Annotated in this window: 22 protein-coding genes and 1 pseudogene; 14 read left to right on the forward strand and 9 right to left on the reverse strand. The window is 48.1% G+C overall.

Annotation, left to right across the window (positions count from 1 at the left end):
• The 9 genes and pseudogenes from BGM27_RS14845 to nosA all read left to right on the forward strand — a co-directional run.
• Window positions 1-459: pseudogene (locus tag BGM27_RS14845) on the forward strand (NTTRR-F1 domain); the annotation flags it as partial.
• Window positions 460-585: 126 nt separating this feature from the next.
• On the forward strand, window positions 586-1,746 hold the full coding sequence (locus BGM27_RS20755; protein ID WP_020953939.1) for an NTTRR-F1 domain: 1,161 nt from the start codon (window positions 586-588) through the stop codon (window positions 1,744-1,746).
• A 180-nt stretch (window positions 1,747-1,926) separates the two neighbouring features.
• Complete coding sequence (locus BGM27_RS14855; RefSeq protein ID WP_038462144.1) at window positions 1,927-4,206, forward strand: exosporium glycoprotein BclB-related protein; 2,280 nt, start codon at window positions 1,927-1,929, stop codon at window positions 4,204-4,206.
• A 184-nt stretch (window positions 4,207-4,390) separates the two neighbouring features.
• Window positions 4,391-5,995 carry a sensor histidine kinase gene (locus BGM27_RS14860; protein WP_007408482.1) on the forward strand — a complete coding sequence of 535 codons (1,605 nt, stop codon included), beginning with the start codon at window positions 4,391-4,393 and terminating at the stop codon, window positions 5,993-5,995.
• Window positions 5,992-6,672 (forward strand): response regulator, encoded by a 681-nt coding sequence (locus BGM27_RS14865; RefSeq protein ID WP_007408483.1) that lies wholly within the window; start codon window positions 5,992-5,994, stop codon window positions 6,670-6,672. The genes BGM27_RS14860 and BGM27_RS14865 overlap by 4 nt, the downstream gene beginning before the upstream one ends.
• 12 nt (window positions 6,673-6,684) lie before the next feature.
• Window positions 6,685-7,647 carry a tripartite tricarboxylate transporter substrate binding protein gene (locus tag BGM27_RS14870; protein WP_032865212.1) on the forward strand — a complete coding sequence of 321 codons (963 nt, stop codon included), beginning with the start codon at window positions 6,685-6,687 and terminating at the stop codon, window positions 7,645-7,647.
• 192 nt (window positions 7,648-7,839) lie between these two features.
• Complete coding sequence (citM, locus tag BGM27_RS14875) at window positions 7,840-9,138, forward strand: Mg(2+)/citrate complex secondary transporter CitM (protein WP_007408485.1); 1,299 nt, start codon at window positions 7,840-7,842, stop codon at window positions 9,136-9,138.
• A gap of 51 nt (window positions 9,139-9,189) precedes the next feature.
• Entirely contained in the window at window positions 9,190-9,984 is a 795-nt protein-coding gene (locus BGM27_RS14880; RefSeq protein ID WP_007408486.1) for an MBL fold metallo-hydrolase, read from the forward strand.
• Window positions 9,985-10,107: 123 nt separating this feature from the next.
• Window positions 10,108-11,199 (forward strand): nitric oxide synthase, encoded by a 1,092-nt coding sequence (gene nosA, locus BGM27_RS14885; RefSeq protein WP_007408487.1) that lies wholly within the window; start codon window positions 10,108-10,110, stop codon window positions 11,197-11,199.
• On the opposite strand, the gene BGM27_RS14890 is transcribed toward nosA, so the two are convergent.
• On the reverse strand, window positions 11,193-11,465 hold the full coding sequence (locus tag BGM27_RS14890; protein ID WP_007408488.1) for an acylphosphatase: 273 nt from the start codon (window positions 11,463-11,465) through the stop codon (window positions 11,193-11,195). The genes nosA and BGM27_RS14890 overlap by 7 nt on opposite strands.
• A 67-nt stretch (window positions 11,466-11,532) precedes the next feature.
• Between BGM27_RS14890 and BGM27_RS14895 the strand changes: the two genes are divergently transcribed.
• Window positions 11,533-12,192 (forward strand): MOSC domain-containing protein, encoded by a 660-nt coding sequence (locus BGM27_RS14895; RefSeq protein WP_007408489.1) that lies wholly within the window; start codon window positions 11,533-11,535, stop codon window positions 12,190-12,192.
• Between the two features lie 39 nt (window positions 12,193-12,231).
• Here BGM27_RS14895 and BGM27_RS14900 read toward each other — a convergent pair whose 3' ends face one another.
• From BGM27_RS14900 to map, 4 genes are all read right to left on the reverse strand, one after another.
• On the reverse strand, window positions 12,232-12,366 hold the full coding sequence (locus BGM27_RS14900) for a YflJ family protein (protein WP_003155609.1): 135 nt from the start codon (window positions 12,364-12,366) through the stop codon (window positions 12,232-12,234).
• Between the two features lie 178 nt (window positions 12,367-12,544).
• Window positions 12,545-12,700 (reverse strand): hypothetical protein, encoded by a 156-nt coding sequence (locus tag BGM27_RS14905; RefSeq protein ID WP_003155608.1) that lies wholly within the window; start codon window positions 12,698-12,700, stop codon window positions 12,545-12,547.
• 82 nt (window positions 12,701-12,782) lie between these two features.
• A complete protein-coding gene (locus tag BGM27_RS14910; protein WP_003155607.1) occupies window positions 12,783-13,094 on the reverse strand; it encodes a DUF3243 domain-containing protein in 312 nt (103 codons plus the stop codon).
• Window positions 13,095-13,150: 56 nt separating this feature from the next.
• Window positions 13,151-13,900 carry a type I methionyl aminopeptidase gene (gene map / locus BGM27_RS14915; protein ID WP_007408490.1) on the reverse strand — a complete coding sequence of 250 codons (750 nt, stop codon included), beginning with the start codon at window positions 13,898-13,900 and terminating at the stop codon, window positions 13,151-13,153.
• Window positions 13,901-14,064: 164 nt separating this feature from the next.
• Between map and nagE the strand changes: the two genes are divergently transcribed.
• Both nagE and BGM27_RS14925 read left to right on the forward strand, forming a co-directional pair.
• On the forward strand, window positions 14,065-15,447 hold the full coding sequence (gene nagE, locus BGM27_RS14920; protein WP_007408491.1) for an N-acetylglucosamine-specific PTS transporter subunit IIBC: 1,383 nt from the start codon (window positions 14,065-14,067) through the stop codon (window positions 15,445-15,447).
• Window positions 15,448-15,573: 126 nt separating this feature from the next.
• Complete coding sequence (locus tag BGM27_RS14925) at window positions 15,574-16,017, forward strand: YfmQ family protein (RefSeq protein WP_007408492.1); 444 nt, start codon at window positions 15,574-15,576, stop codon at window positions 16,015-16,017.
• A 40-nt stretch (window positions 16,018-16,057) separates the two neighbouring features.
• On the opposite strand, the gene ltaS is transcribed toward BGM27_RS14925, so the two are convergent.
• Window positions 16,058-17,995, reverse strand: a complete 1,938-nt coding sequence (ltaS, locus tag BGM27_RS14930; RefSeq protein ID WP_007408493.1) for a lipoteichoic acid synthase — start codon at window positions 17,993-17,995, stop codon at window positions 16,058-16,060.
• A 245-nt stretch (window positions 17,996-18,240) separates the two neighbouring features.
• Here ltaS and BGM27_RS14935 point away from each other — a divergent pair, with 245 nt between their 5' ends.
• Window positions 18,241-18,618: a DnaJ family domain-containing protein gene (locus tag BGM27_RS14935; protein WP_007408494.1), complete on the forward strand. Its 378-nt coding sequence runs from the start codon at window positions 18,241-18,243 to the stop codon at window positions 18,616-18,618.
• Between the two features lie 9 nt (window positions 18,619-18,627).
• On the opposite strand, the gene BGM27_RS14940 is transcribed toward BGM27_RS14935, so the two are convergent.
• From BGM27_RS14940 to BGM27_RS14950, 3 genes are read right to left on the reverse strand one after another with little or no spacing between them, the layout of a single operon-like run.
• Entirely contained in the window at window positions 18,628-19,059 is a 432-nt protein-coding gene (locus BGM27_RS14940; protein ID WP_007408495.1) for an Hsp20/alpha crystallin family protein, read from the reverse strand.
• Window positions 19,060-19,074: 15 nt separating this feature from the next.
• Window positions 19,075-19,317, reverse strand: coding sequence for a spore germination protein (locus BGM27_RS14945; RefSeq protein WP_003155595.1), 243 nt, complete (start codon window positions 19,315-19,317; stop codon window positions 19,075-19,077).
• Window positions 19,318-19,331: 14 nt separating this feature from the next.
• Entirely contained in the window at window positions 19,332-19,592 is a 261-nt protein-coding gene (locus tag BGM27_RS14950; protein ID WP_007408496.1) for a spore germination protein, read from the reverse strand.
• A 269-nt stretch (window positions 19,593-19,861) separates the two neighbouring features.
• Here BGM27_RS14950 and treP point away from each other — a divergent pair, with 269 nt between their 5' ends.
• Window positions 19,862-21,277 (forward strand): PTS system trehalose-specific EIIBC component, encoded by a 1,416-nt coding sequence (treP, locus tag BGM27_RS14955; RefSeq protein ID WP_007408497.1) that lies wholly within the window; start codon window positions 19,862-19,864, stop codon window positions 21,275-21,277.
• Window positions 21,278-21,288 lie beyond the last annotated feature (11 nt).

Below are 21,288 nucleotides of genomic sequence, written 5' to 3' on the forward strand. Positions count from 1 at the left end.
CCGACGGGAATCACGGGTCCAACTGGAGCTACTGGAGCGACGGGTTCACAGCCGACGGTTGCTTTTCAGAATGCGGTTGATCAAGTGGTGATTCCTTTAGATGGTACTCCGACAAGTGTCTTGACGGCAACTATAACTGCAGTTGCCACTCAATTGGTGAAGATTGATACGACAATTCAGCTTAATATCACCCTTAATCCGCTGACACCTGATTTCTCCCTCGTGCTTTCTCTTGACTTGGAGAGAAATGGAATTATAATCAGCACCGAAACTCTTGAATTGAATCTATTCTATTCAGCCGGGCAATCTATTATTATTCCTCATACGTTTGTTGACCAAGTTCCGGCTTCCGGAATAACTGTGTATAATATGGTATTAACAGTTGGAAATACAAATAATGTAACACAAGTCGATATTACAAACCGGGCTTTAAACGCAACATCATTCCCTCTGCCATAAATGTTTAAAAGGTGATCGTTTTTTCAGTCACCTTTTTTGTATCGCTTTGATAACCATGAGTTTAGATACAATAGTTATGTAAAGTCGGCTGCAATGAAAATACGAATACAAGAGAGGGGGAGTGAATTGGCGATTGGCAACCTCATTGTCAATGGTGGTTTTGAAAGTGGAGATTTAACCGGGTGGGACGTGGCAAATGCCACTGTTAACAGTATATTTGCCCATTCAGGAACATACTCAGCACAATTTTTGATTGAAACAAACACTGCTTCACTTTCACAAATCGTCCCGGTTACGGTCGGTCAGGCATATCATTTTCAAGTTTCATTAGGAACCATTGGAACGGCTTCAAACCCTCAGGTTAACTTGCAAATCTTATATTTAAATTCATTAGGTGTACCGATTGCAACAGGTTTAGATGCAGCGATCACGATAGGCCATTTACCGAATGTAATTTTTAATACATGGACAGAGGTATACCAAACAACAGCTGTTGTTCCTGATGGAGTAACTGATGCTCAGATTATGATCAGTAAGGCATCTGTGAATACGAACACAACAATACTAATTGATGACGTGTCTCTCCTTCAAGTCATAGAGAATTCCGGTCCGACAGGCTCTACAGGATCAACAGGCCCAACAGGACGAACCGGGGCAACAGGAGCGACAGGAATAACAGGCCCAACAGGACGAACCGGGACAACGGGACCAACGGGAGCGACAGGAATAACAGGCCCAACAGGACGAACCGGAGCAACGGGAGTCACAGGATCGACTGGAGCCACGGGAGTCACAGGATCAACCGGAGCGACCGGAGTAACCGGGACAACGGGACCAACGGGAGCGACAGGAATAACAGGCCCAACAGGCCCAACTGCTAGTGCACCGACCTTGCTCTTCACAAGAACCAACGGGCCGCTCACTGTTTACCCGCCGTTAAATACAGAAGTTCCTGTTGCTGAACTGGAAATTCCAGTTAATACTTTGCAGAATGTAAAGTTTGATTATTCAGTCAGCGTCGATGTAACATCTACAGCCAATTCAAACTTTGTCTTTGAAATAAGATTATATAGGGGAGCAGTACAGATTCATACAAGACTTTTGTCAAGGTCTATTATTAGCGCAACTACTCAACGGTTTGCAGTAGCTGATACTACAGTGGATACAGCGCCGACCGCGGGAACGAACACGTACCAGCTGAGAGTTATTTTTACAACTGCTAATAATGTAACAGCCGCAACAGCTCTCAATATTGATTTTAACAGCATTCGTTTCCCGACAACATAATGACAACAGCAGACTGATATTTTAAAGATGAAAGACCTGACTTATGCACAGTTAGGTCTTTTTTCTCTAAAAGCTGTGCATGGTGCAGCCTTAAGAACATTTGAAAATGTGCCCAATAGAAGTGGGGTTTTGCCACACCTTTTTTCTTCGTGGAAATATTATGAAAATAGAGGTGGTGTAATGAGAAAAGGAGATACTTGGTATAACAGATACGATTCTTGGGATTGCGACTGCCGAAATTGTAAGGATTGTTGCTGTCATTTTCAACATAAAAGAAGAAATCAAAGGCGCAGTTATCATAATCGGGCACATTGCTGTGAAGGGTGCTGTTGCGAAAACTCTTGCTGTCATGAAAGATGGTGTCCGTGCTGTCATCCAAATCATTTTCATGTAAGAGGAGCGACTGGAGCAACAGGGTGCACCGGAGCAACGGGGCTGACCGGAGCAACAGGGCTGACTGGAGCAACGGGGTTCACTGGAGCAACGGGGTTCACTGGAGCAACGGGGCTGACTGGAGCAACGGGGTTTACAGGAGCAACCGGCGTCACTGGAGATCCCGGCGCGACTGGAGCAACCGGCGCCACGGGAGTAACGGGAGCCACGGGAGTAACCGGGGCGACAGGAATAACAGGAGCAACCGGGGTAACGGGGGCAACTGGGGTAACAGGCGCTACCGGAGTAACCGGAGCCATCGGGATCACCGGCGCTACCGGAGTAACCGGAGTAACCGGAGCAACTGGGATAACGGGAGCAACCGGGATCACCGGAGCGACCGGAATAACAGGAGCTACTGGAGTAACGGGCTTGACCGGAGCAACCGGAGATACTGGATCTACCGGAATAACGGGAGCCGCCGGAGTAACAGGAGCAACCGGGATAACGGGGGCAACTGGGGTAACAGGAGCAACCGGGGTAACAGGGGTAACCGGAGCGACAGGGATAACGGGAGTAACCGGAGATACTGGAGCGACGGGAGTAACCGGAGATACTGGAGCAACAGGAGTAACCGGGGTAACCGGAGCGACCGGAGTAACAGGAGCAACCGGAGATACTGGATCTACCGGAATAACGGGAGCCACTGGAGTAACAGGCGCCACCGGAGTAACAGGCGCTACCGGAGTAACTGGGGATACTGGAGCTACCGGGATAACGGGCACGACCGGAGTAACGGGAGCGACAGGAATAACAGGTGCAACCGGGGTAACGGGGGCAACCGGGGTAACAGGCATAACCGGAGCGATTGGAGTAACCGGAGCGATTGGAGTAACCGGAGCGACTGGAGTAACCGGGGATACTGGAGCAACTGGGATAACAGGAGCCACCGGCGCCACCGGAGCAACAGGAGCAACAGGAGTAACGGGCTCGACCGGAGAAATCGGCGCCACCGGAGTAACGGGAGCCACGGGAGTAACAGGCGCTACCGGAGTAACAGGCGCTACCGGGATAACGGGCACGACCGGAGTAACGGGAGCCACCGGGATAACGGGAGCCACGGGAGTAACAGGCGCTACCGGAGTAACAGGAGCAACCGGGATAACGGGATCAACAGGAGTAACAGGGATAACGGGAGCGACAGGAATAACAGGAGCAACCGGGATCACCGGAGCGACAGGAATAACGGGATCAACTGGAGATACTGGAGCCACCGGAGTAACAGGATCAACAGGAGTAACCGGGATCACCGGAGCCACTGGAATAACCGGAGCAACAGGAGCGACAGGAATAACGGGAGCCACCGGAGTAACCGGAGTAACCGGAGTAACGGGATCAACTGGAGTAACAGGAGCCACCGGAGTAACAGGAGCGACCGGAGTAACAGGCTCGACCGGAGCAACCGGAGATACTGGATCTACCGGAATAACGGGTGCAACCGGAGTAACGGGAGCCACAGGTGCAACTGGGGTAACGGGAACAACCGGAATAACCGGCGCAACAGGAGCAGGCGCAATCATTCCTTTTGCTTCAGGTCTCCCAACTGCCGTGACGACCATTGCCGGCGGATTAATCGGAACGGTGAGCCTTGTCGGGTTCGGCAATTCTGTGACGGGCGTCAATGTCGGAGGGGGAGGCGCAATTGATCTTACAGGAGCCGGAGGGACTCTGCTGAACTTTGCTTTTTCTGTTCCGAGAAGCGGAACCATTACATCAATTGCCGCCTATTTCAGTACAACCGCAGCATTGTCGCTTGTCGGCTCGACTGTTACGATAACCGCACAATTATACAGTTCCACAGTGCCGAATAATACGTTCACGCCGATTCCCGGAGCATCCGTCACTTTAGCTCCTCCCCTCACCGGCGTATTGTCAATCGGCAGCATCAGCAACGGAATCACGACAGGGCTGAACATTGCGGTAACTCCTCAAACCCGGCTGTTAATGGTATTCTCCGCCACTGCGACAGGCCTTTCGCTTATTAATACAGTGGCGGGATATGCAAGCGCGGGAGTTACGATTTCCTGATAGATTGCCAGACTGACTTCGGTCAGTCTTTTTTATGTGTTATATCAATTGTGTAAAAGTAAATATATATCTATCATCACCTTTTTGGTAAGCCACAAGAGAAAAAGATCACGAAAATTCTCAAAAATGAGAAATGAAGATTTAAAAAATGGTATGATTTTAGGAGGAAAGGACGGCTGGTGCTGTGTTGGAAGCGAAGCGGTTTTATGTCTCTCTGCAAATGAAAATCGCCGGATTAATTACGGCTTTATTAATACTTGTCATCGGAACGCTCACGGTTATATTTGCCTTTCAGCAATTAAAGGAAGGGCAGAAGCAGGCTGAACAGCTGGCGGTGCAAACGGCAAAAACCATTTCATACATGCCTCCTGTAAAAGAGGCGTTCCGGCTTGCGGATCAAGAGGCTTTTACAAAGTTAGATGTCATTGAACAAATGAAAGAACAGGCAGGCGCGCACGCCGTCTACATCACTGATCAAAAAGGGCATGTTGCATTTCATTCGGCCCGAAGCAGTATTCCGAAAGAAAATCAAAATCTGCAAAATAAAACCATCATGTTCGGCGGGTCACCGGTTTCCGACGGAATGAAGGCTGTCCGGGGGAGCGCCCCGGTTATTTTGGAGGAAAAAAATCATAACGAAGTCGTCGGAACGGTGACAGTCGAGTTTTTACAAGATGAGATAGAAAAAGATATGAAAGCGCATCTGCGGCATTTAGGCTATTTTGCATGTTTGGTGTTTCTTATCGGCATCGGGGGAGCGGCGGCGCTCGCAAAAAGCATCCGTAAAGATACACTCGGCCTTGAACCGCATGAAATTGCAGCGCTGTACAGGGAGCGCAATGCGATGCTCCTTGCGATTAAAGAAGGGATTATCGCCGTAAACAAAGAAGGCGCGGTAACCATGATGAATTTATCTGCGGCTGATATGCTGAATCTGCCGGAACCGATGATCGGAAGGCATATAAAAGAAATCATGCCGGGCGCAAATCTCATGCCGGTGTTGGCAGGGGGAGAATTACCGCCGAACGTGGAGGTGCGTGCCGGAAATAAAGTATTTATCTTAAACGTGAAAGAAATGAAGCAGACCGGACAAGTATACGGAGCGGTGATCAGCTTCCGGGAGAAAACAGAGCTCAAGAAACTGATTAACAAGCTGACTGAAATGAAAAAATACTCGGAGGATCTCCGGGCGCAAACGCATGAATTCTCGAATAAGCTTTACGCGATACTCGGTCTGTTAGAGCTGGGAGAATATAATGAAGCCATTGAACTGATAAAAGAAGAGTACGCCATCCAGAATGAACAGCACGAAATCCTCTTTCAAAACATTCATTCACAGCGGGTTCAGGCCATACTATTAGGAAAAATGGGAAAGGCGTCTGAGAAGAAAGTGAAGCTTTCAATAGATGAAAACAGCTTTTTAGAATCGCTGCCGGAGCATGTGGGTTCATCCCAGCTCATTACGATCATCGGAAATCTTATTGATAACGCTTTCGAAGCCGTCGCCGAAAAAGAGAAAAAAGAGGTCGCCTTTTTTATGACTGATATCGGCAGGGATATCGTCATCGAAGTGGCGGACTCAGGGGATGGCGTGCCTCAGGAAAAAACAGAAACCATATTTGAAAAGGGCTACTCTTCAAAGGGGACAAGGAGAGGATACGGCTTAGCCAATCTGAAAGAAGCCGTCAGTGAATTACAGGGATCGATAGAGATTTCGCAGCAAAAGAGCGGCGGAGCCGTATTTACGGTGTTTATACCGAAAGAAAGGCCAAAGGGGGAATCGGAGTGATTAACATCGCGATTGCAGAGGACGACTTTCGAATAGCGCAAATTCATGAAAAATTTATCGAACATCTTGATGGATTCAATGTCATCGGCAAAGCAATCAATGCCAAAGACACCATATCGCTGCTTGAGAAACGGCAGCCTGATCTGCTGCTTTTGGATATTTATATGCCGGATGAGCTGGGAACAGATCTGCTCCCGCTTATCCGCGGCCGTTTTCCTTCCGTTGATATCATCATTATTACGGCTTCTGCCGAAACAAGACTGCTGCAGGAAGCGCTCAGATCAGGCGTTTCCCACTATGTCATAAAGCCGGTGTCGGCACATAAATTTACAGAAGTGCTTTTGCAGTACCGTGAAAAAAGAGAATGGCTGCACTCACAGCCGGAGCTGAGCCAGTCCGTTATCGACATGTTTTTCGGAAGCGGTCAGAAAGAACAAAAACAGCTCAATGATCTGCCGACCGGGATTAATTCGATTACACTTCAAAAAATCAAAAACGCGCTCAGGGCAGCCCAAAAAGGGATGACGGCTGAAGAACTGGGCGAAAAAATGGGCGCCTCCAGAACAACGGCGCGGCGCTACGCCGAGTTTCTCGTTTCTCAGGAAGAAGCGCTCGCTGAATTAGAGTACGGCATTATCGGCAGGCCGGAACGGAAATATTATTTAGCACATGAATAAGGGATGGGAGAAATGAAGCGGTTGGGAGTGCTTCTTGTCATGCTGGCGGCGCTGGTTTCTTTTGACGGACGGCAGATGGCGGGCATCCGTTCAGCCGAAGGGCCGGTTGAAATTGTCGTCTCGGCAGCGCCTCAAGGGGGCTGGGACGTAACGGCAAAAGCTTTGCAATCGGTAATAGAGCGGAAGCAAATATTAGGCCGGCCCGTAAAGATCGTCTATAAACCCGGCGGAGGCGGAGACAGCGGCTGGAAATATGTAAACGAACGAAAAACGGATGTCATCAGTATGAATTCAAGCCTGCTGTTAAGCAATGAAATTTTGGGACAAAGCCGGCTGAAGGCAGCTGATTTTACGCCTTTGGCCATTATCGCAAAAGAGTGGCAGACCGTCGCTCTTCCGAAGGATTCAAAGATAAAAAGCGGAAAGCGGCTGCTCGGCGATATTAAAGCACATCCGGGCGGCATAAAAATCGGATTTGCGCCCGGCCTCGGAAATGATGACCAGCTCTCCTTTGCGAGAGCGGCGGAAATGGCCGGAATTTCTCCGTTTGATATCCGCTTTTTTCAATACGGGAGCAGCAATGAAGTCATTGAAGCTCTTATCAGCCACGAGATAGACGCCGCCTCAATGACCATTTCAGAAGCGAGAGACGCCTATCGGAAAGGGAAAATCACATTGGCGGCCGTTACGTCGGACAAAAGGCTCTCCGGCTTCAGCGATGTGCCGACATGGAAAGAGCAGGGGGTGCCGTTTGTCTTTGCGCACTGGAGAGGCATCATGGGGCCGAAAGACATGACCGAAGGCGAGATCGCCTATTGGGATCAGGCTTTGAAACAGATTACCTCATCCGCGGAGTGGAAGCAAATGTTGAAAAAACGGGATTGGGAGAGCTTTTATAAAAACAGCAGCGGCGCAAAACGCTTTTTAGAAGAGCAGACCGAGTTTTATAAAGAGATGATGAGCAGCGAAAAATAAGCCTTCCGCATATTTGCGGGAGGCTTTTTATTTATAAATGAACAAAATGAACGAAAAGGTTATAAAAAATTAAAAATCTTTAAAATCCAAAATATTTACTTCAATATCCAATTCTCATAAGATAGCAAAAAGGCGGATAAAGGGGATCGGGCCTTTAAAATGTAAGCGTATTCATAATAAGGGGGACATACTGTGTTAGCAATCTTAGGCTTTCTTATGATGCTTGTTTTTATGGTGCTGATTATGACAAAACGGCTTTCAGTGTTAACGGCGCTCGTATTAACGCCGATCGTGTTTGCGCTGTTTGCCGGGTTTTCTTTTAACCGGGTCGGCGAGATGATGATTTCCGGGATTGAACAGGTGGCGCCGATTGCAGTCATGATTATGTTTGCGATTCTTTATTTCGGCATTATGATTGATACCGGTTTATTTGATCCGATGGTGTCGCGTATTTTAAAGCTGGTTAAAGGCGACCCGCTCAAAATTGTAGTCGGAACAGCCGTTTTGACCATGCTTGTCGCACTGGACGGAGACGGCTCGACGACGTATATGATTACGACAAGCGCAATGCTGCCTTTGTATATCATGCTCGGAATCCGTCCGATTATTTTAGCGGGAATCGCCGGTGTCGGCATGGGTATCATGAACACGATACCATGGGGCGGCGCGACGCCGCGTGCGGCGAGTGCGCTCGGCGTTGACCCGGCAGAGCTGACGGGGCCGATGCTGCCTGTCATTGCCAGCGGCATGGTATGTATGATTGTGGTCGCTTATGTACTCGGAAGGATGGAAAGGAAACGGCTCGGGGTGATCGAATTAAAGCAGCCGTCCCATACAAATGAAACGGCTGCGGCTGCGGAAGATGAATGGAGGCGGCCGAAACTGTGGTGGTTCAATTTACTGTTAACGCTTTCTTTAGTGGGATTTTTAGTGTCAGGAAAAGTGAATTTAACTGTGCTGTTCATCATTGCGTTTTGTATCGCGCTGATTGTCAACTATCCGAAGCTTAACGATCAAAGGGAGCGTATTTCAGCCCATTCGAGCAATGTGCTTGCGATCGGTTCGATGATTTTTGCCGCAGGCGTGTTTACCGGAATTTTAACGGGGACGAAGATGGTTGATGAGATGGCCATTTCCCTCGTATCGCTTATTCCGGAACAGATGGGGGGATTTATTCCGGCGATTGTTGCCTTAACGAGCGGTATCTTTACGTTTCTGATGCCCAATGACGCCTATTTTTACGGCGTGCTGCCCATTTTGTCTGAGACCGCCGTGGCGTACGGTGTAGATAAGGTGGAAATCGCCCGCGCTTCGATCATCGGCCAGCCGATTCATATGTTAAGCCCGCTCGTGCCGTCGACGCATTTATTAGTCGGGCTTGCCGGGGTCACCATTGATGAACACCAGAAGTTTGCGATGAAATGGGCGGTTCTTGCCGTTATCGTCATGACGGCCTTTGCGCTCATCATCGGCGCAATCACGATTTTTTAACATAAAACACCCGGTTCGTCGCACACTAAAGGCATCAGAGGAGGTGCCATGATGAGTGATCCGTTTATGCCGCTTTTTTCAGTGAGAAGCGGCGCCGGTTTTAAAGCGGCGGACGGCGTTTACGGACTGACCGTGCAGATTGCGAATGTTTACTTTATCGAAAATCCCTCAGCTCCGCGGGAAATCATTCTGGTTGACGCGGGAATGCCGCAATCGGCAGAGATGATAACAGAAGAAATGAAACGCCGATTCAAAGAGGGGTATCAGCTGAAGGCGGTCATTTTGACACACGGTCATTTTGATCATGTCGGTGCGATTGAAGAGCTGCTTGAGCTTTGGGATGTGCCGGTTTACATTCATGAAAAGGAGCTCCCGTACGTCACGGGGAAAGCGGATTATCCGCCTGCCAGGCCCGATGCGAAAAAAGGGCTTGTCGCAAAGCTGTCACCGCTGTTTCCGCGCCATACGATCCGCATTCCGTCCGTTCAGGCACTGCCTTCAGACGGTACCGTTCCGTTTCTTGAAGAATGGAAATGGGTGCATACGCCCGGTCACACCCCCGGCCATATTTCATTATTCCGGGATAAAGACCGCGTTCTGCTTGCCGGTGATGCCGTGATCACTGTTGAACAGGAATCGCTTGCGGACGTTGTCATTCAAAAGCAAGAGCTTCACGGGCCGCCCGCTTATTTTACAGCGGATACGCAGACGGCGGCCGCATCCGTTCAGAAACTGGCCGAACTGGAGCCGGAAGCGCTTTTGACGGGTCACGGAATTCCGATGACGGGAAAAAACTACCGTGAGGATTTGCTTACACTGGCTGAAAAACTGCATTCCGTTTTGTAAAACACCTGCGAACATCACAGGTGTTTTTTCTTTGCAGTTTCCAGTATGATACAAAAAAACCATTGTGTTCACTCCTAAAAACGATACAATGGGAAACAGATGTAAATTGAAGGAGAGAGTTTTTTGAAACATACGGAAATACTTTGGGATGAGGCGAAGGATTTTATTGATGTCTGCTATCAGGAACTCGGAATGGAATCGCAAATCAACGCGCGTCTGCACGCGATAAAAGATGAGATAGATCGGACGGGAAGTTACGTCCATACGGCGGAAGAGCTTGAACACGGGGCGAAAATGGCGTGGCGCAACAGCAACCGCTGTATCGGGCGTCTGTTCTGGCAATCGCTGAACGTCATTGACCGGCGCGGTGTGAACACGAAAGAAGAGGTGCGCGACGCATTATTTGAACATATCAAAATCGCCACGAACGGCGGAAAAATTAAACCGACGATTACGATTTTCCCTCCTGAGAAGAATGGGGAAAAACAAGTGGAGATCTGGAATCACCAGCTCATCCGCTATGCGGGATATGAGACTGAAAAAGGAAGAGTCGGTGATCCGGCATCATATGAGCTGACGGCTGTCTGCGAAAAACTCGGCTGGCGCGGGAAGCGGACCGATTTTGATATTCTGCCGCTGCTTTTCCGGATGAAAGGGGACGGGCAGCCGGTCTGGTATGACCTGCCTCAGACGCTCGTGAAAGAAGTGCCGATCACCCATCCGGATATTGAAGAGTTTGCCGATTTAAATCTCAGATGGTACGGGGTTCCGATTATCGCCGATATGAGGCTTGAAATCGGCGGGCTGTCGTACAACGCGGCGCCTTTTAACGGATGGTATATGGGAACCGAAATCGGCGCAAGGAACCTTGCTGACGAAAAACGGTATGATATGCTCAAAAAAGCCGCTGCGGTCATGGGGATTTCCGCCAGCCTGAATACCGACCTGTGGAAAGATCAGGTGCTGGTGGAACTGAATAAAGCAGTGCTCTATTCATACAAAAAACACGGTGTCAGCATTGTCGATCACCATACGGCGGCGAATCAATTTAAACGCTTTGAAGAACAGGAACAAGACGCGGGCAGAAAGCTGACGGGCGACTGGACCTGGCTGATTCCGCCGATCTCGCCGGCTTCCACCCACATTTTCCATAAATCATATGACAATACGATTGTGAAGCCGAATTATTATTATCAGGACAAGCCTTATCAGTAACTGATGGTAAAAGTGCGGTACCCTTTCAGACGGTGTGATTCTTCGATGGTTACGTCTGTGACATTTGAGAAGGGGCTGCCTTTTCTGACTGCTTCGGCAAATTGTTTTAACGACTCTTCAGGACCTTCGGCAAGGATTTCCACCCGGCCGTCATCACGGTTTTTTACCCAGCCGGCTACCTTATGTCTGTCGGCTTCCATCTGGACGAAGTAGCGAAAACCTACGCCCTGAACCCGGCCGTCTGCAATCATATGATATTGAAGCATGGAAAAACCACCTTTTTCTTACTATGATAAAGGAAAGATATGAGATTTCGCAAAGGATGTGAACGAGGTGACGCAAGACTATTCTGTCTTATCTATCAATCTCGGAAAGCCCGCAATTCATGAATTTGCCGGCAGACAAATCAATTCCGGCATCATAAAGCGGCCCGCAGATTCTCCCGTCATGCTGTATAAAACCCATTTTGACGGGGACGGGCAAGCCGACTTGAAGCATCACGGAGGCCCCGATAAAGCGGTGTGCGTGTATCCCGCCGAGCATTATTCATATTGGGAAACAACGCTCGCGAGAAAACTTCCCGCCGCCGCGTTCGGGGAGAATGTAACGGTCATAGGACTTGCCGAACAAGACGTGTGGATCGGAGACGTCTTTCAGCTGGGGGAAGCCGTCGTTCAAGTAAGCCAGCCGCGCCAGCCCTGCGTCAAACTTGCGCTCAAATATGGCATCAAAGATATGGTGCTCCGTGTACAGCAGACGGGATTTACCGGCTTTTATTTCAGGGTGCTTGAAGAAGGATATGTCGATCCGCGTCCCGTCCTCAAGCGTCTGTCGAGAGGAAAAGAAAGCATTTCCGTCTGGTATGCGAATGAAGTGAAATATCGTGATTCCGGCAATCTGTCAGCGATTGAAGAAATACTGCGGGAAGAAGCGCTGTCAGAAAGCTGGAGGGAGTCCTTCCTTAAAAAAAGAGACAGGCTCACTAATGTATAGAAAAAAGCCGTGCTGCACTGACAGCACGGCTGATTTACGTTATGCTTGTTTTTTTGTTTCCAGCAGATTGGCAAGGAAGTACTTTTTGAAGCTTTGAAGCTTTCTTCCTTCATAGTGGGTAATTCCTTTTTTCTTTAACTCTTCTACATACCAGCCTTTACTGCCATAATGCATGTCAGAAAACTCCTTTCTCCGTTCTCCCGCTGGGGAGGTTTCTTCAGTTTTTGCCAAACTTTTGGCATTGTAACATCTATAAAAAGACGCTGAAAAGGGATAACGCAAAAACTGAGACTTTCGATTCAGAGATGTAAAGCTTTCTTACATATATATGTAAAGGGCGGTCTTTTCATGCTTAATGGCCGGTTAATTTTAACAGCACCGTTCCGAGTGTCATGATTCCGAAAACGACGCCGAAATAAATCAGCATCCCCTTCTTTTTCTTCACTCCGTAAACGGTGAGAATGATGCTTTCAATAAAGAAAATAAACCCGAAGATAATAAACCACATGTTGAAAAATGGCTCCTTTCACAGACATATGTCCAGTGTAGCACAACTCTTATAACGGAGCATAAAAAAGCCGGGCACTGTATCAGTGTCCGGCAAGTTTGACGAGAAGCTGGGCCAAATGCTGTTTTTCATTGTCATCCGCAATGTCCCACAGTTCTTGTAAGAGTTTTTCTTCCGCATTGCGGGGCTCCTCGTGTTTGGCGAGATAGTCCCCGAGGATGGCGGCGCTTTTGATGATTTTGCTGTCATCCAGACCCAGTTTTTTTCCGGCGGAAATTTTCTGATGAAGGTACGCCTTAAATTCCTCGAAATCCTCTAAAATCTGCTGTTTCGTTACGCCGTGCATGGCGTGTATTTCGTTTTCGATTTTGATTTTTTCTTTATCTTTTTTCATGCGTCTCCCTCCTTCGGGTTAGTTGTTGTATACCTGTTTGGAAGGGAGATGAAACATTACAATGCAGTTAAAATAATCGGTTTGTCTTTTGTGATCACGATGGTATGTTCCACTTGGGCGACAAGGCTTTTATCCGGCGTTTTAAACGTCCAGCCGTCTCCCGCTTCAACAATCGTTTCCGCTTTCGTGGAAATAAACGGCTCAAGCGCGATCACGGTTCCGTTTTTAAACAGCGCGTTATCAAACGGATCGTAGTAATTCATGATGTGGTTCGGCGCTTCGTGGAGGTTTCTGCCGATCCCGTGGCCCGTCAGCGTTTTAATGACGGTAAATCCGTTGGAGCGGGCTTCATGGTAGACGGCTCTGCCGATCTGGTTTTGGCGTTTGCCGGCTTTTGCCTGATCCAATCCTTTCTGAAATGCGGATGCTGCGCAGTTACAAAGCTTTTGCAGACGTTCATCGCCTTCTCCGAGCACAAATGAAATTCCCGTATCGGAATAAAAACCGCCGAACTCCGCCGAAATATCGATATTTACAAGATCTCCGGCTTTTAAGATTTTAGAGGCGCTCGGAATGCCGTGAGCGACTTCGTCATTTACGCTGATGCATGTCACGCCCGGGAAATCGTATTCCTTCTCCGGAGCGGAAGCGGCTCCGTGCTCGTCAAGCACCGCCTTTCCGATCAGGTCAAGATCTTTCGTGCTCATGCCGGGCTCGGCTTTTTTCTTCATTTCTTCACGCGCCAGCGCGACGATTCTGCCGATTTTTTTAAGGCCTTCTAATTCTTGATCGTTCGTTACAATCATTGTCATTCCCGCTTTCTATTTTTAATCATCTGATTCAAGCTTACCACAACTGGTTTATAAATAGAAAACCAACAAGCCTTATGTGAATAAATGAAGGAAAATTGGTATAGATCACTAGATAACTTATGTGGTATATTTAAGAAAAAAGAAGGGGGATGGGTAAAATGCTTCAATTTTTGCAAAAACTCGGAAAATCATTTATGCTTCCGATTGCCGTTCTGCCCGCCGTTGGTATTATTTTGGCCATCGGCAGAGAGGACTTATTAAATATTCCGTTCATTTACGCGGCGGGGACCGCGGTATTTGATCATCTGCCGCTGATTTTCGCGATCGGAATCGCGATTGGGATTTCGAAAGACAGCAACGGGGCCGCCGCTCTGTCGGGAGCAATTTCTTATATCATGCTGGACGCTGCTGTAAAATCAATCAATTCGACAAATAATATGGCCGTTTTCGGAGGGATTATCGCGGGGTTAATTGCGGGATACACGTATAATCGCTTTAAGGATACGAAGCTGCCCGAATATCTCGGGTTTTTCAGCGGGCGCAGGCTCGTTCCGATTGTAACGGCGCTGATTACCATTATTTTGGCGGGGATCTTCGGATTTGTGTGGCCGCCGATTCAGTCGGTGATTACGTCTTTCGGGGAATGGATGATCGGGCTTGGCGGAATCGGCGCCGGGATTTACGGGATTTTTAACCGGCTTTTGATTCCGTTCGGTCTTCATCATGTGCTGAATAATATTTTTTGGTTCCAGTTTGGCGATTTTCACGGAAAAACGGGAGATCTGGCCCGCTTCTTTGCGAAGGATCCGACGGCGGGAACTTATATGACGGGATTCTTCCCGATTATGATGTTCGGGCTTCCTGCCGCATGTCTGGCAATGATTGCCGCGGCTAAGCCAAGTAAGCGCAAAGCGACGGCCGGAATGATGATCGGTCTCGCGCTGACGGCATTTATTACCGGAATTACAGAGCCGATTGAATTTGCATTTATGTTTTTATCACCGCTTTTGTACGGGGTTCATGCTATATTAACCGGGTTCTCTTTATTTATCGTGAATGTTCTCGGAATCAGGTCAGGTTTTTCATTCTCGGCGGGGGCGATCGATTATCTCCTCAGCTACGGCATTGCCGAAAAACCGCTTTTGCTGCTCGTTGTCGGGCTTTGTTATGCAGTGATCTATTTTGTCGTCTTCTATATGCTCATCAAAACGTTAAACTTGAAAACGCCGGGACGGGAAGATGATGAGGGAGAGGAAGAAGTGCTTAGTGAAGATACGGCCGGTTCCGTCGAAGAACATGCCATGCTCAAGGGGCTCGGCGGCAGGCAAAACCTCGAAACGATTGATCACTGTGCGACCCGCCTCAGGCTGACCGTGCAGGATACGTCTCTCATTAATGAGGCGGCGCTTAAAAAAGCGGGAGCAAAAGGGGTTATCAAAACGGGGAATAAAACGGCGCAGGTCATTATCGGGCCGAACGTCGAATTTGTCGCGGAAGAGCTGAGAGAAGCCGTCCGCCGTGACGACCAGAAGCAGACTTGAAAAATCCGGATCACCTAGGTGATCCGGATTTTTTTTGAACATATATCAAGTTTCACATAATGTACAAAAAACAACGTTTTCTTCTATGTTAAGATTCATGTAGAACAAGTATGGAGATGATGTAAGGTGACATGGATTGCAGTTGTTTCAATTGTTGTCATAAGCCTGATTAAGATTGTGCTGACATGCCTTCCTACCGGAGCGGTGGAATGGATCCTCCGCAAGTTTGAAACCCATTCAAAGCTCAGTGACGCGTCCGCTGCCGTTTCCCTCGGCGGAAAACGTCTGGAAGGCGAAGACAAACGCCGGGTGATTGATGATTTTAACGAAGCCGTGTTTATCGAACGGCATTATATATACCCAGGGGATGAAGAGCGTTATCTTCATCCGCAAAACGGAGCCGATCCGCTTGTCATTAAGACGAGAAAAGGAAAAAAAGATGTGACGGTGTTTGTATACAGCTACGAAGATCATGTAGATGTCGTCAAACAGCAGAAAAAGAAAGTCGTCGCTTATTCAGTTCTTTCCGACAGCCTGCAAAAGCGCTCTATGGCCGCCGCCGGGAGCTGAACATAAAAAAGCCAGATCATTGATATGATCTGGCTTTTGTTTATTCTTTTTGATCATCTGCTGAGGAATCTTCACGCTTCGTATAATCAAATTGTGAAGGGTCCACTTTCTTAAAGCCTTTCGGCTGATAGAAACGAAGCAGATCGCCGTTGATGATCTTATCAGACATTTCAAGCTCAGTCTTGACGAGAGAGTCTTCTTTTTTGTCGACTTCTGAATCATCTAAAAGTCTTCCGGTTTTCGTATCGTAATACTTGCCGGACACTTTCGTATAGTTCGGCGAGATGAAGTCTCCGTTACGGAACGGAATGACTTCTCTGTGTTCTTTCGATAAGATATCTGAACCTGACATGAGATAATCTTTCGTATCGACGCCGAGCAGATGAAGAACGGTCGGCGCGACATCGACTTCACCGGCAAATTTATGATTGCGGCCGCCTTTCACGCCGGGAGCGTGGATAAAGAGCGGCACCCGCTGAAGCTGGGCATTGTCGTATTCAGTGATCTCATCTTTGCCGAGCACTTTCGCCATCGCTTTATTATGGTTTTCGGAGATGCCGTAGTGGTCTCCGTACATCACGATAATCGACTTATCGTACAGGCCGTCTTTTTTCAGGTCATGAAAGAACTGTTCAATTGATTCATCCAGATAGTTCGCGGACTGGAAGTAATTATTGACGACTGAATCGCCAAAGTCTCCCGCCGGGAAGTCCGTGTCTTCTTTATCCATTCCGAACGGGAAGTGGTTGGACAGCGTAATGAACTTCGTATAGAACGGCTGCGGCAGGCTCTTTAAGAGCGGCATGGATTCTTCGAAATACGGTTTGTCTTTCATGCCGTAGTTTTTCGTGTTTTCTTCGCTCATGTCATAATAAGCGGAATCGAAAAACTTATCGATGCCTTCCGCTTTGTACATTTCGTTACGGTTCCAGAAAGTCTGCGTATTTCCGTGGAAAGCGGCAGACGTGTACTTTTTGCCTTTTAAGATCGCAGGAACGGACTGCAGCGTGTTTTGCGCTTTATTGACGAAAACCGAACCTTGCGAAAGCGGGTACAGAGAGTTCTCCATCATAAATTCCGCATCAGATGTTTTACCTTGTCCCGTTTGGTGGAAAAAGTTATCAAAGTAGAATGTTTGATTATCGTGCGCCAGCTTATTTAAAAACGGCGTCACTTCCTTGCCGTTAATTTTATAGTCAATGATAAAGGATTGCAGAGACTCTAATGAGACGTAGATGACGTTTTTTCCTTCGGCTTTTCCGAAGTAGACGTTATTCGGCACGTCATAGTTGGCCTTCATATAGTTTTCCACATCCGTTACATCGCTTGAATCGGCAAGCGCGCGCTGGCTGTTTGATTTCACATTCTGCACGGCATCGTAAATCGTAAAGTTGTACGTGCCCAAGTATTTCACCAGATAGTTTCGGTCAAATGAGCGTGTCAAAAGCTCAGGACGGTCGGATTCCGCGACGGCGAGGTTGATCAGGAACATAAGCACGGCGGAAGCCAAAACGATTCTGAATGATTTCTTCGCCGGTTTTTCAGCCGGTTTTTTCATCTTAAGGGCCAAAATAATCAAAATGACGGTATCCAGGAAGTAGAAGGCGTCTGTCCATCTCATTAACGAGAACGCGCTGTCTCCGAGCTGGCCGCCGTTTGTCTTTGCCTGCATCATGACCGGGATGGTAATGAAATCATTAAAGAATCTATAATAGACGATGTTTGCAAAAAGCAAAAAAGACAATAAAAAATGAATCACAATAATGGCTGTCTGCTGTAATTTTTTCTTGAAAAGAAGCCCAAATCCAAGAAAGAACAAGCTGGAGCTCAGCGGATTCACAAAAAGCAATATTTTCTGGATCGTGTTGTCTATGCCGAGGTTAAAGTTTAAAATATAAGCGACATATGTTTTCACCCACAATAACACGACCGCTATCAAGAAGAAGGCAAGTCCTCTTTCTTTTATAAATGTTTTCATTGTTACACTCCTTTTTTCCGATCACGGTTTACACGGAACGATAGAAAAAACGAACGTAATCAATATACCATGAAACCAGCAAATAGAAAAGGTGGAAAAGGCTCATCGGAAAAAGGGCGAAAAACGCTGTCGCAACGGGGGTTGATCTGTTGAATTACAGCTTTGAAACATATAAATGGCACAAACTGGGCTTTGTGTTTCCGTTTAATCATACCCGGTTCTATTGAAAAAAGAGGTGAACAGTGATGGATATTGCCTATATCGTGGCTGAAGATAAAATCAAGCGCGCCATTAAGGATGGAGAGTTCGCCGGCATCAAAGGAATGGGAAAGCCCCTGCCGAAAGACGATGCCGCACATCTTCCGGAGTCGCTCAGAATGGGCTACCGCATATTAAAAAACGCCGGGATCGCCGAGGATGAGGGCGCGCTGAAGAAAGAGCTGATGACGCTCGATTATTTGATCGCCAAGTGCCGCAATGAACAGGAGCGGGATCACCTGCGGAACAAACGGACGGAAAAACAAGTCAGACTCGACAAACTGACGGAGGAGAAAGCCATGTTCTCAAAACCCGCATCTTCTCATTATAAGGAGAAAGTGTACAGACGGCTGGGCCGCCCGTAAGCCGGCTCTTTAGATTTTTTTCTGAAAAGGAATGTGCTCCATAAGGCGCGGGCAGGAAATGTGGAGCAGGCCGTTTACGCACTGCGCCTGTAACAGGTGGGGCTCAGCCGGTTCAGGAAGCTCAATCGTCTCATCGATTTCCCCGTAATACCGGTTTTGGCAGACGCCCATGTTCTTTGGAAAAAGGGGTGTGATGTTTCCTCTTATATGCAGCCGTGTTCTTGACAGCAGCCTCAATGTCAATTCTTCTTCGTAAACGCCGGGCATTTCCACAATGACGAATGTGTGCTGTTCATCCTGATAAATATCATAAGTCAGGGTGTTTTTTTGTAAGGAGAAAAAATCTTCGGGAGATTTCCGTTTCAGGACATTGGTCCAAAAGTCGCTGGGCTTGTGCTCGTTCGTAATCTCAAGCCACTTTCTCATTTTTTCGATATCCACTTCGGCAGAACCTCCCTATATTTGATTTGCGATCGGCATTGACGGGTTGGCGATCTGATCCTGGTCGCTCACGTCAGGGTCAAGATGGCCCGAATTCAAACATCCGGCGGCCGGCGAAAAATCCCCTAAAGAAAAGTTCGCGCCGACAAATTTGCTGTTGGCGGTGTGGCTGTTTTGTACGGTCTGACCGATATCGACGTTTCCGTTTTGCGTTGCTCCGTTTACTTTTATATTGACGACGTTAATTTGGTAAGGCATTCATAAAAACCCCTTTAATCTATAATGGGCGGCACCGGCGTAATATTTGCGGTATCTGCGGTTCCGATGGCTGTCTGGTCGTTGACATCAGGATCATTTAACAAGTTCTCCATCATCGATTCTATAGGTGACGTATCGCCGAATGAAGAGTTCAGTCCTTGTGATTTGTTATTTGTGGTGGGACTGTTGTATGCCGCTTCCCCAATCGTAATAGATCCGTTGCCAGAAATACTGTTAATCTTCAAATAGTACAGGTTGATAACAGTGGATGGCATCTCTTCACACCTCTTTAACTTAGTTGTACAGTACTGTATGCTTTTTGTGCTCCTGTTGTGAATTCCGCCCGGACATGTTCCCGATAAACAAGAAGTCAAGGCCCGGTTCCGGCGGGGCTTTTTTTGTTTCAGGGTCTTTCGCAGTATATTTGTGATGAAAGCGCTATAAAAATAGATTGACGACATGTATATACATCATTACAATAGAGTCATAAACATGTATATACAAGTTTGTGAGACAAAATGAAAACGGTTACGGAGGGGATGGCATGGGTGAGTTTAACCGGGCTGCGCGGCAGATCGCTGAAGCTGTCGGCGGAATCGAAAATATTGAGGCGGCGACTCATTGTGTGACGCGTTTGCGGTTTGCATTAATAGATGAAACCAAAGTAAACCAAAAAATGCTTGATGCAATAGACATTGTCAAAGGATCTTTTGCGGTAAACGGGCAGTTTCAAGTCGTGATCGGGCAGGGGACGGTCAACAAAGTATATGCGGAATTAGTGAAGGAAACGGGGATGGGTGAAGCGTCCAAGGATGACGTGAAGAAGGCGGCGGCGCAAAACATGAATCCTTTACAGCGTGCTGTGAAAACGCTTGCGGACATCTTTATTCCGATCTTGCCGGCGATCGTCACGGCCGGGCTGTTAATGGGTCTGAACAATATATTAACGGCGGAAGGCATTTTCTACAGCGCCAAATCGATTGTCCAAGTGTATCCGCAATGGGCGGATCTCGCCAATATGATTAATCTGATCGCGGGGACGGCCTTCGCTTTTCTGCCGGCTTTAATCGGCTGGTCGGCAGTGAAGCGGTTCGGAGGAAGCCCGCTCTTGGGTATCGTGCTCGGGCTGATGTTGGTGCATCCTGATCTGTTAAACGCATGGGGCTACGGGGCTGTCGAGCAGAGCGGCGATATTCCGGTGTGGAACCTGTTCGGCCTTGAGGTGCAGAAAGTCGGATATCAAGGTCAGGTGCTCCCGATCCTGCTGGCGTCTTATTTACTTGCCAGGCTTGAGCTCTTTTTGACGAAACGGACGCCGGAGGGCATTCAGCTGTTGGTCGTCGCGCCGGTGACGCTTTTGGTCATCGGTTTTCTATCCTTTGTCATCATCGGTCCGATTACCTTTGCGATCGGTAACGCGCTGACGGCGGGATTGATTGCCGTTTTCGGACAATTCTCCGCCATCGGAGGCCTGCTGTACGGAGGGCTGTATTCGGCGCTTGTGATCACGGGGATGCACCATACGTTTCTCGCGGTCGATCTTCAATTAATCGGATCAAAGCTCGGCGGCACATTTTTATGGCCGATGCTCGCATTGTCAAATATCGCTCAAGGATCGGCGGCTTTGGCCATGATGCTGATTACAAAAGATAAAAAACAGCGAGGGCTTTCACTGACGGCCGGCATTTCCGCATATTTGGGCATTACCGAACCGGCGATTTTCGGCGTGAATCTGCGTTACAAATTTCCGTTTGTGATCGCCATGATCAGTTCGGGAATCGCGGGGATGTTCATCTCCGTCAAAGGCGTTCTCGCAAGCTCGGTCGGAGTCGGCGGCGTGCCGGGGATCTTCTCCATTATGAGCCGGTACTGGGGTCCGTTTGCGATCGGAATGCTGATCGTGCTGATTCTCCCGTTTGCGGGAACATACGGGTATGCGCGGCTGAAACGGCAAAAATAGAAAACCTGCGG

This window comes from Bacillus sp. FJAT-27001 (genome assembly GCF_019039175.1).
Lineage (GTDB): Bacteria > Bacillota > Bacilli > Bacillales > Bacillaceae > Bacillus > Bacillus velezensis.

What these genes read in the sequence shown, in the direction of transcription:
- BGM27_RS14855 (WP_038462144.1), top strand. Translation starts at nt 1,927, where the DNA reads ATGAGAAAAGGAGATACTTGGTATAACAGATACGATTCTTGGGATTGC.
- BGM27_RS14870 (WP_032865212.1), top strand. Translation starts at nt 6,685, where the DNA reads ATGAAGCGGTTGGGAGTGCTTCTTGTCATGCTGGCGGCGCTGGTTTCT.
- BGM27_RS14880 (WP_007408486.1), top strand. Translation starts at nt 9,190, where the DNA reads ATGAGTGATCCGTTTATGCCGCTTTTTTCAGTGAGAAGCGGCGCCGGT.
- BGM27_RS14890 (WP_007408488.1), bottom strand. Translation starts at nt 11,465, where the DNA reads ATGCTTCAATATCATATGATTGCAGACGGCCGGGTTCAGGGCGTAGGT.
- BGM27_RS14900 (WP_003155609.1), bottom strand. Translation starts at nt 12,366, where the DNA reads ATGCATTATGGCAGTAAAGGCTGGTATGTAGAAGAGTTAAAGAAAAAA.
- BGM27_RS14905 (WP_003155608.1), bottom strand. Translation starts at nt 12,700, where the DNA reads ATGTGGTTTATTATCTTCGGGTTTATTTTCTTTATTGAAAGCATCATT.
- BGM27_RS14910 (WP_003155607.1), bottom strand. Translation starts at nt 13,094, where the DNA reads ATGAAAAAAGATAAAGAAAAAATCAAAATCGAAAACGAAATACACGCC.
- map (WP_007408490.1), bottom strand. Translation starts at nt 13,900, where the DNA reads ATGATTGTAACGAACGATCAAGAATTAGAAGGCCTTAAAAAAATCGGC.
- nagE (WP_007408491.1), top strand. Translation starts at nt 14,065, where the DNA reads ATGCTTCAATTTTTGCAAAAACTCGGAAAATCATTTATGCTTCCGATT.
- ltaS (WP_007408493.1), bottom strand. Translation starts at nt 17,995, where the DNA reads ATGAAAACATTTATAAAAGAAAGAGGACTTGCCTTCTTCTTGATAGCG.
- BGM27_RS14935 (WP_007408494.1), top strand. Translation starts at nt 18,241, where the DNA reads ATGGATATTGCCTATATCGTGGCTGAAGATAAAATCAAGCGCGCCATT.
- BGM27_RS14945 (WP_003155595.1), bottom strand. Translation starts at nt 19,317, where the DNA reads ATGCCTTACCAAATTAACGTCGTCAATATAAAAGTAAACGGAGCAACG.
- BGM27_RS14950 (WP_007408496.1), bottom strand. Translation starts at nt 19,592, where the DNA reads ATGCCATCCACTGTTATCAACCTGTACTATTTGAAGATTAACAGTATT.
- treP (WP_007408497.1), top strand. Translation starts at nt 19,862, where the DNA reads ATGGGTGAGTTTAACCGGGCTGCGCGGCAGATCGCTGAAGCTGTCGGC.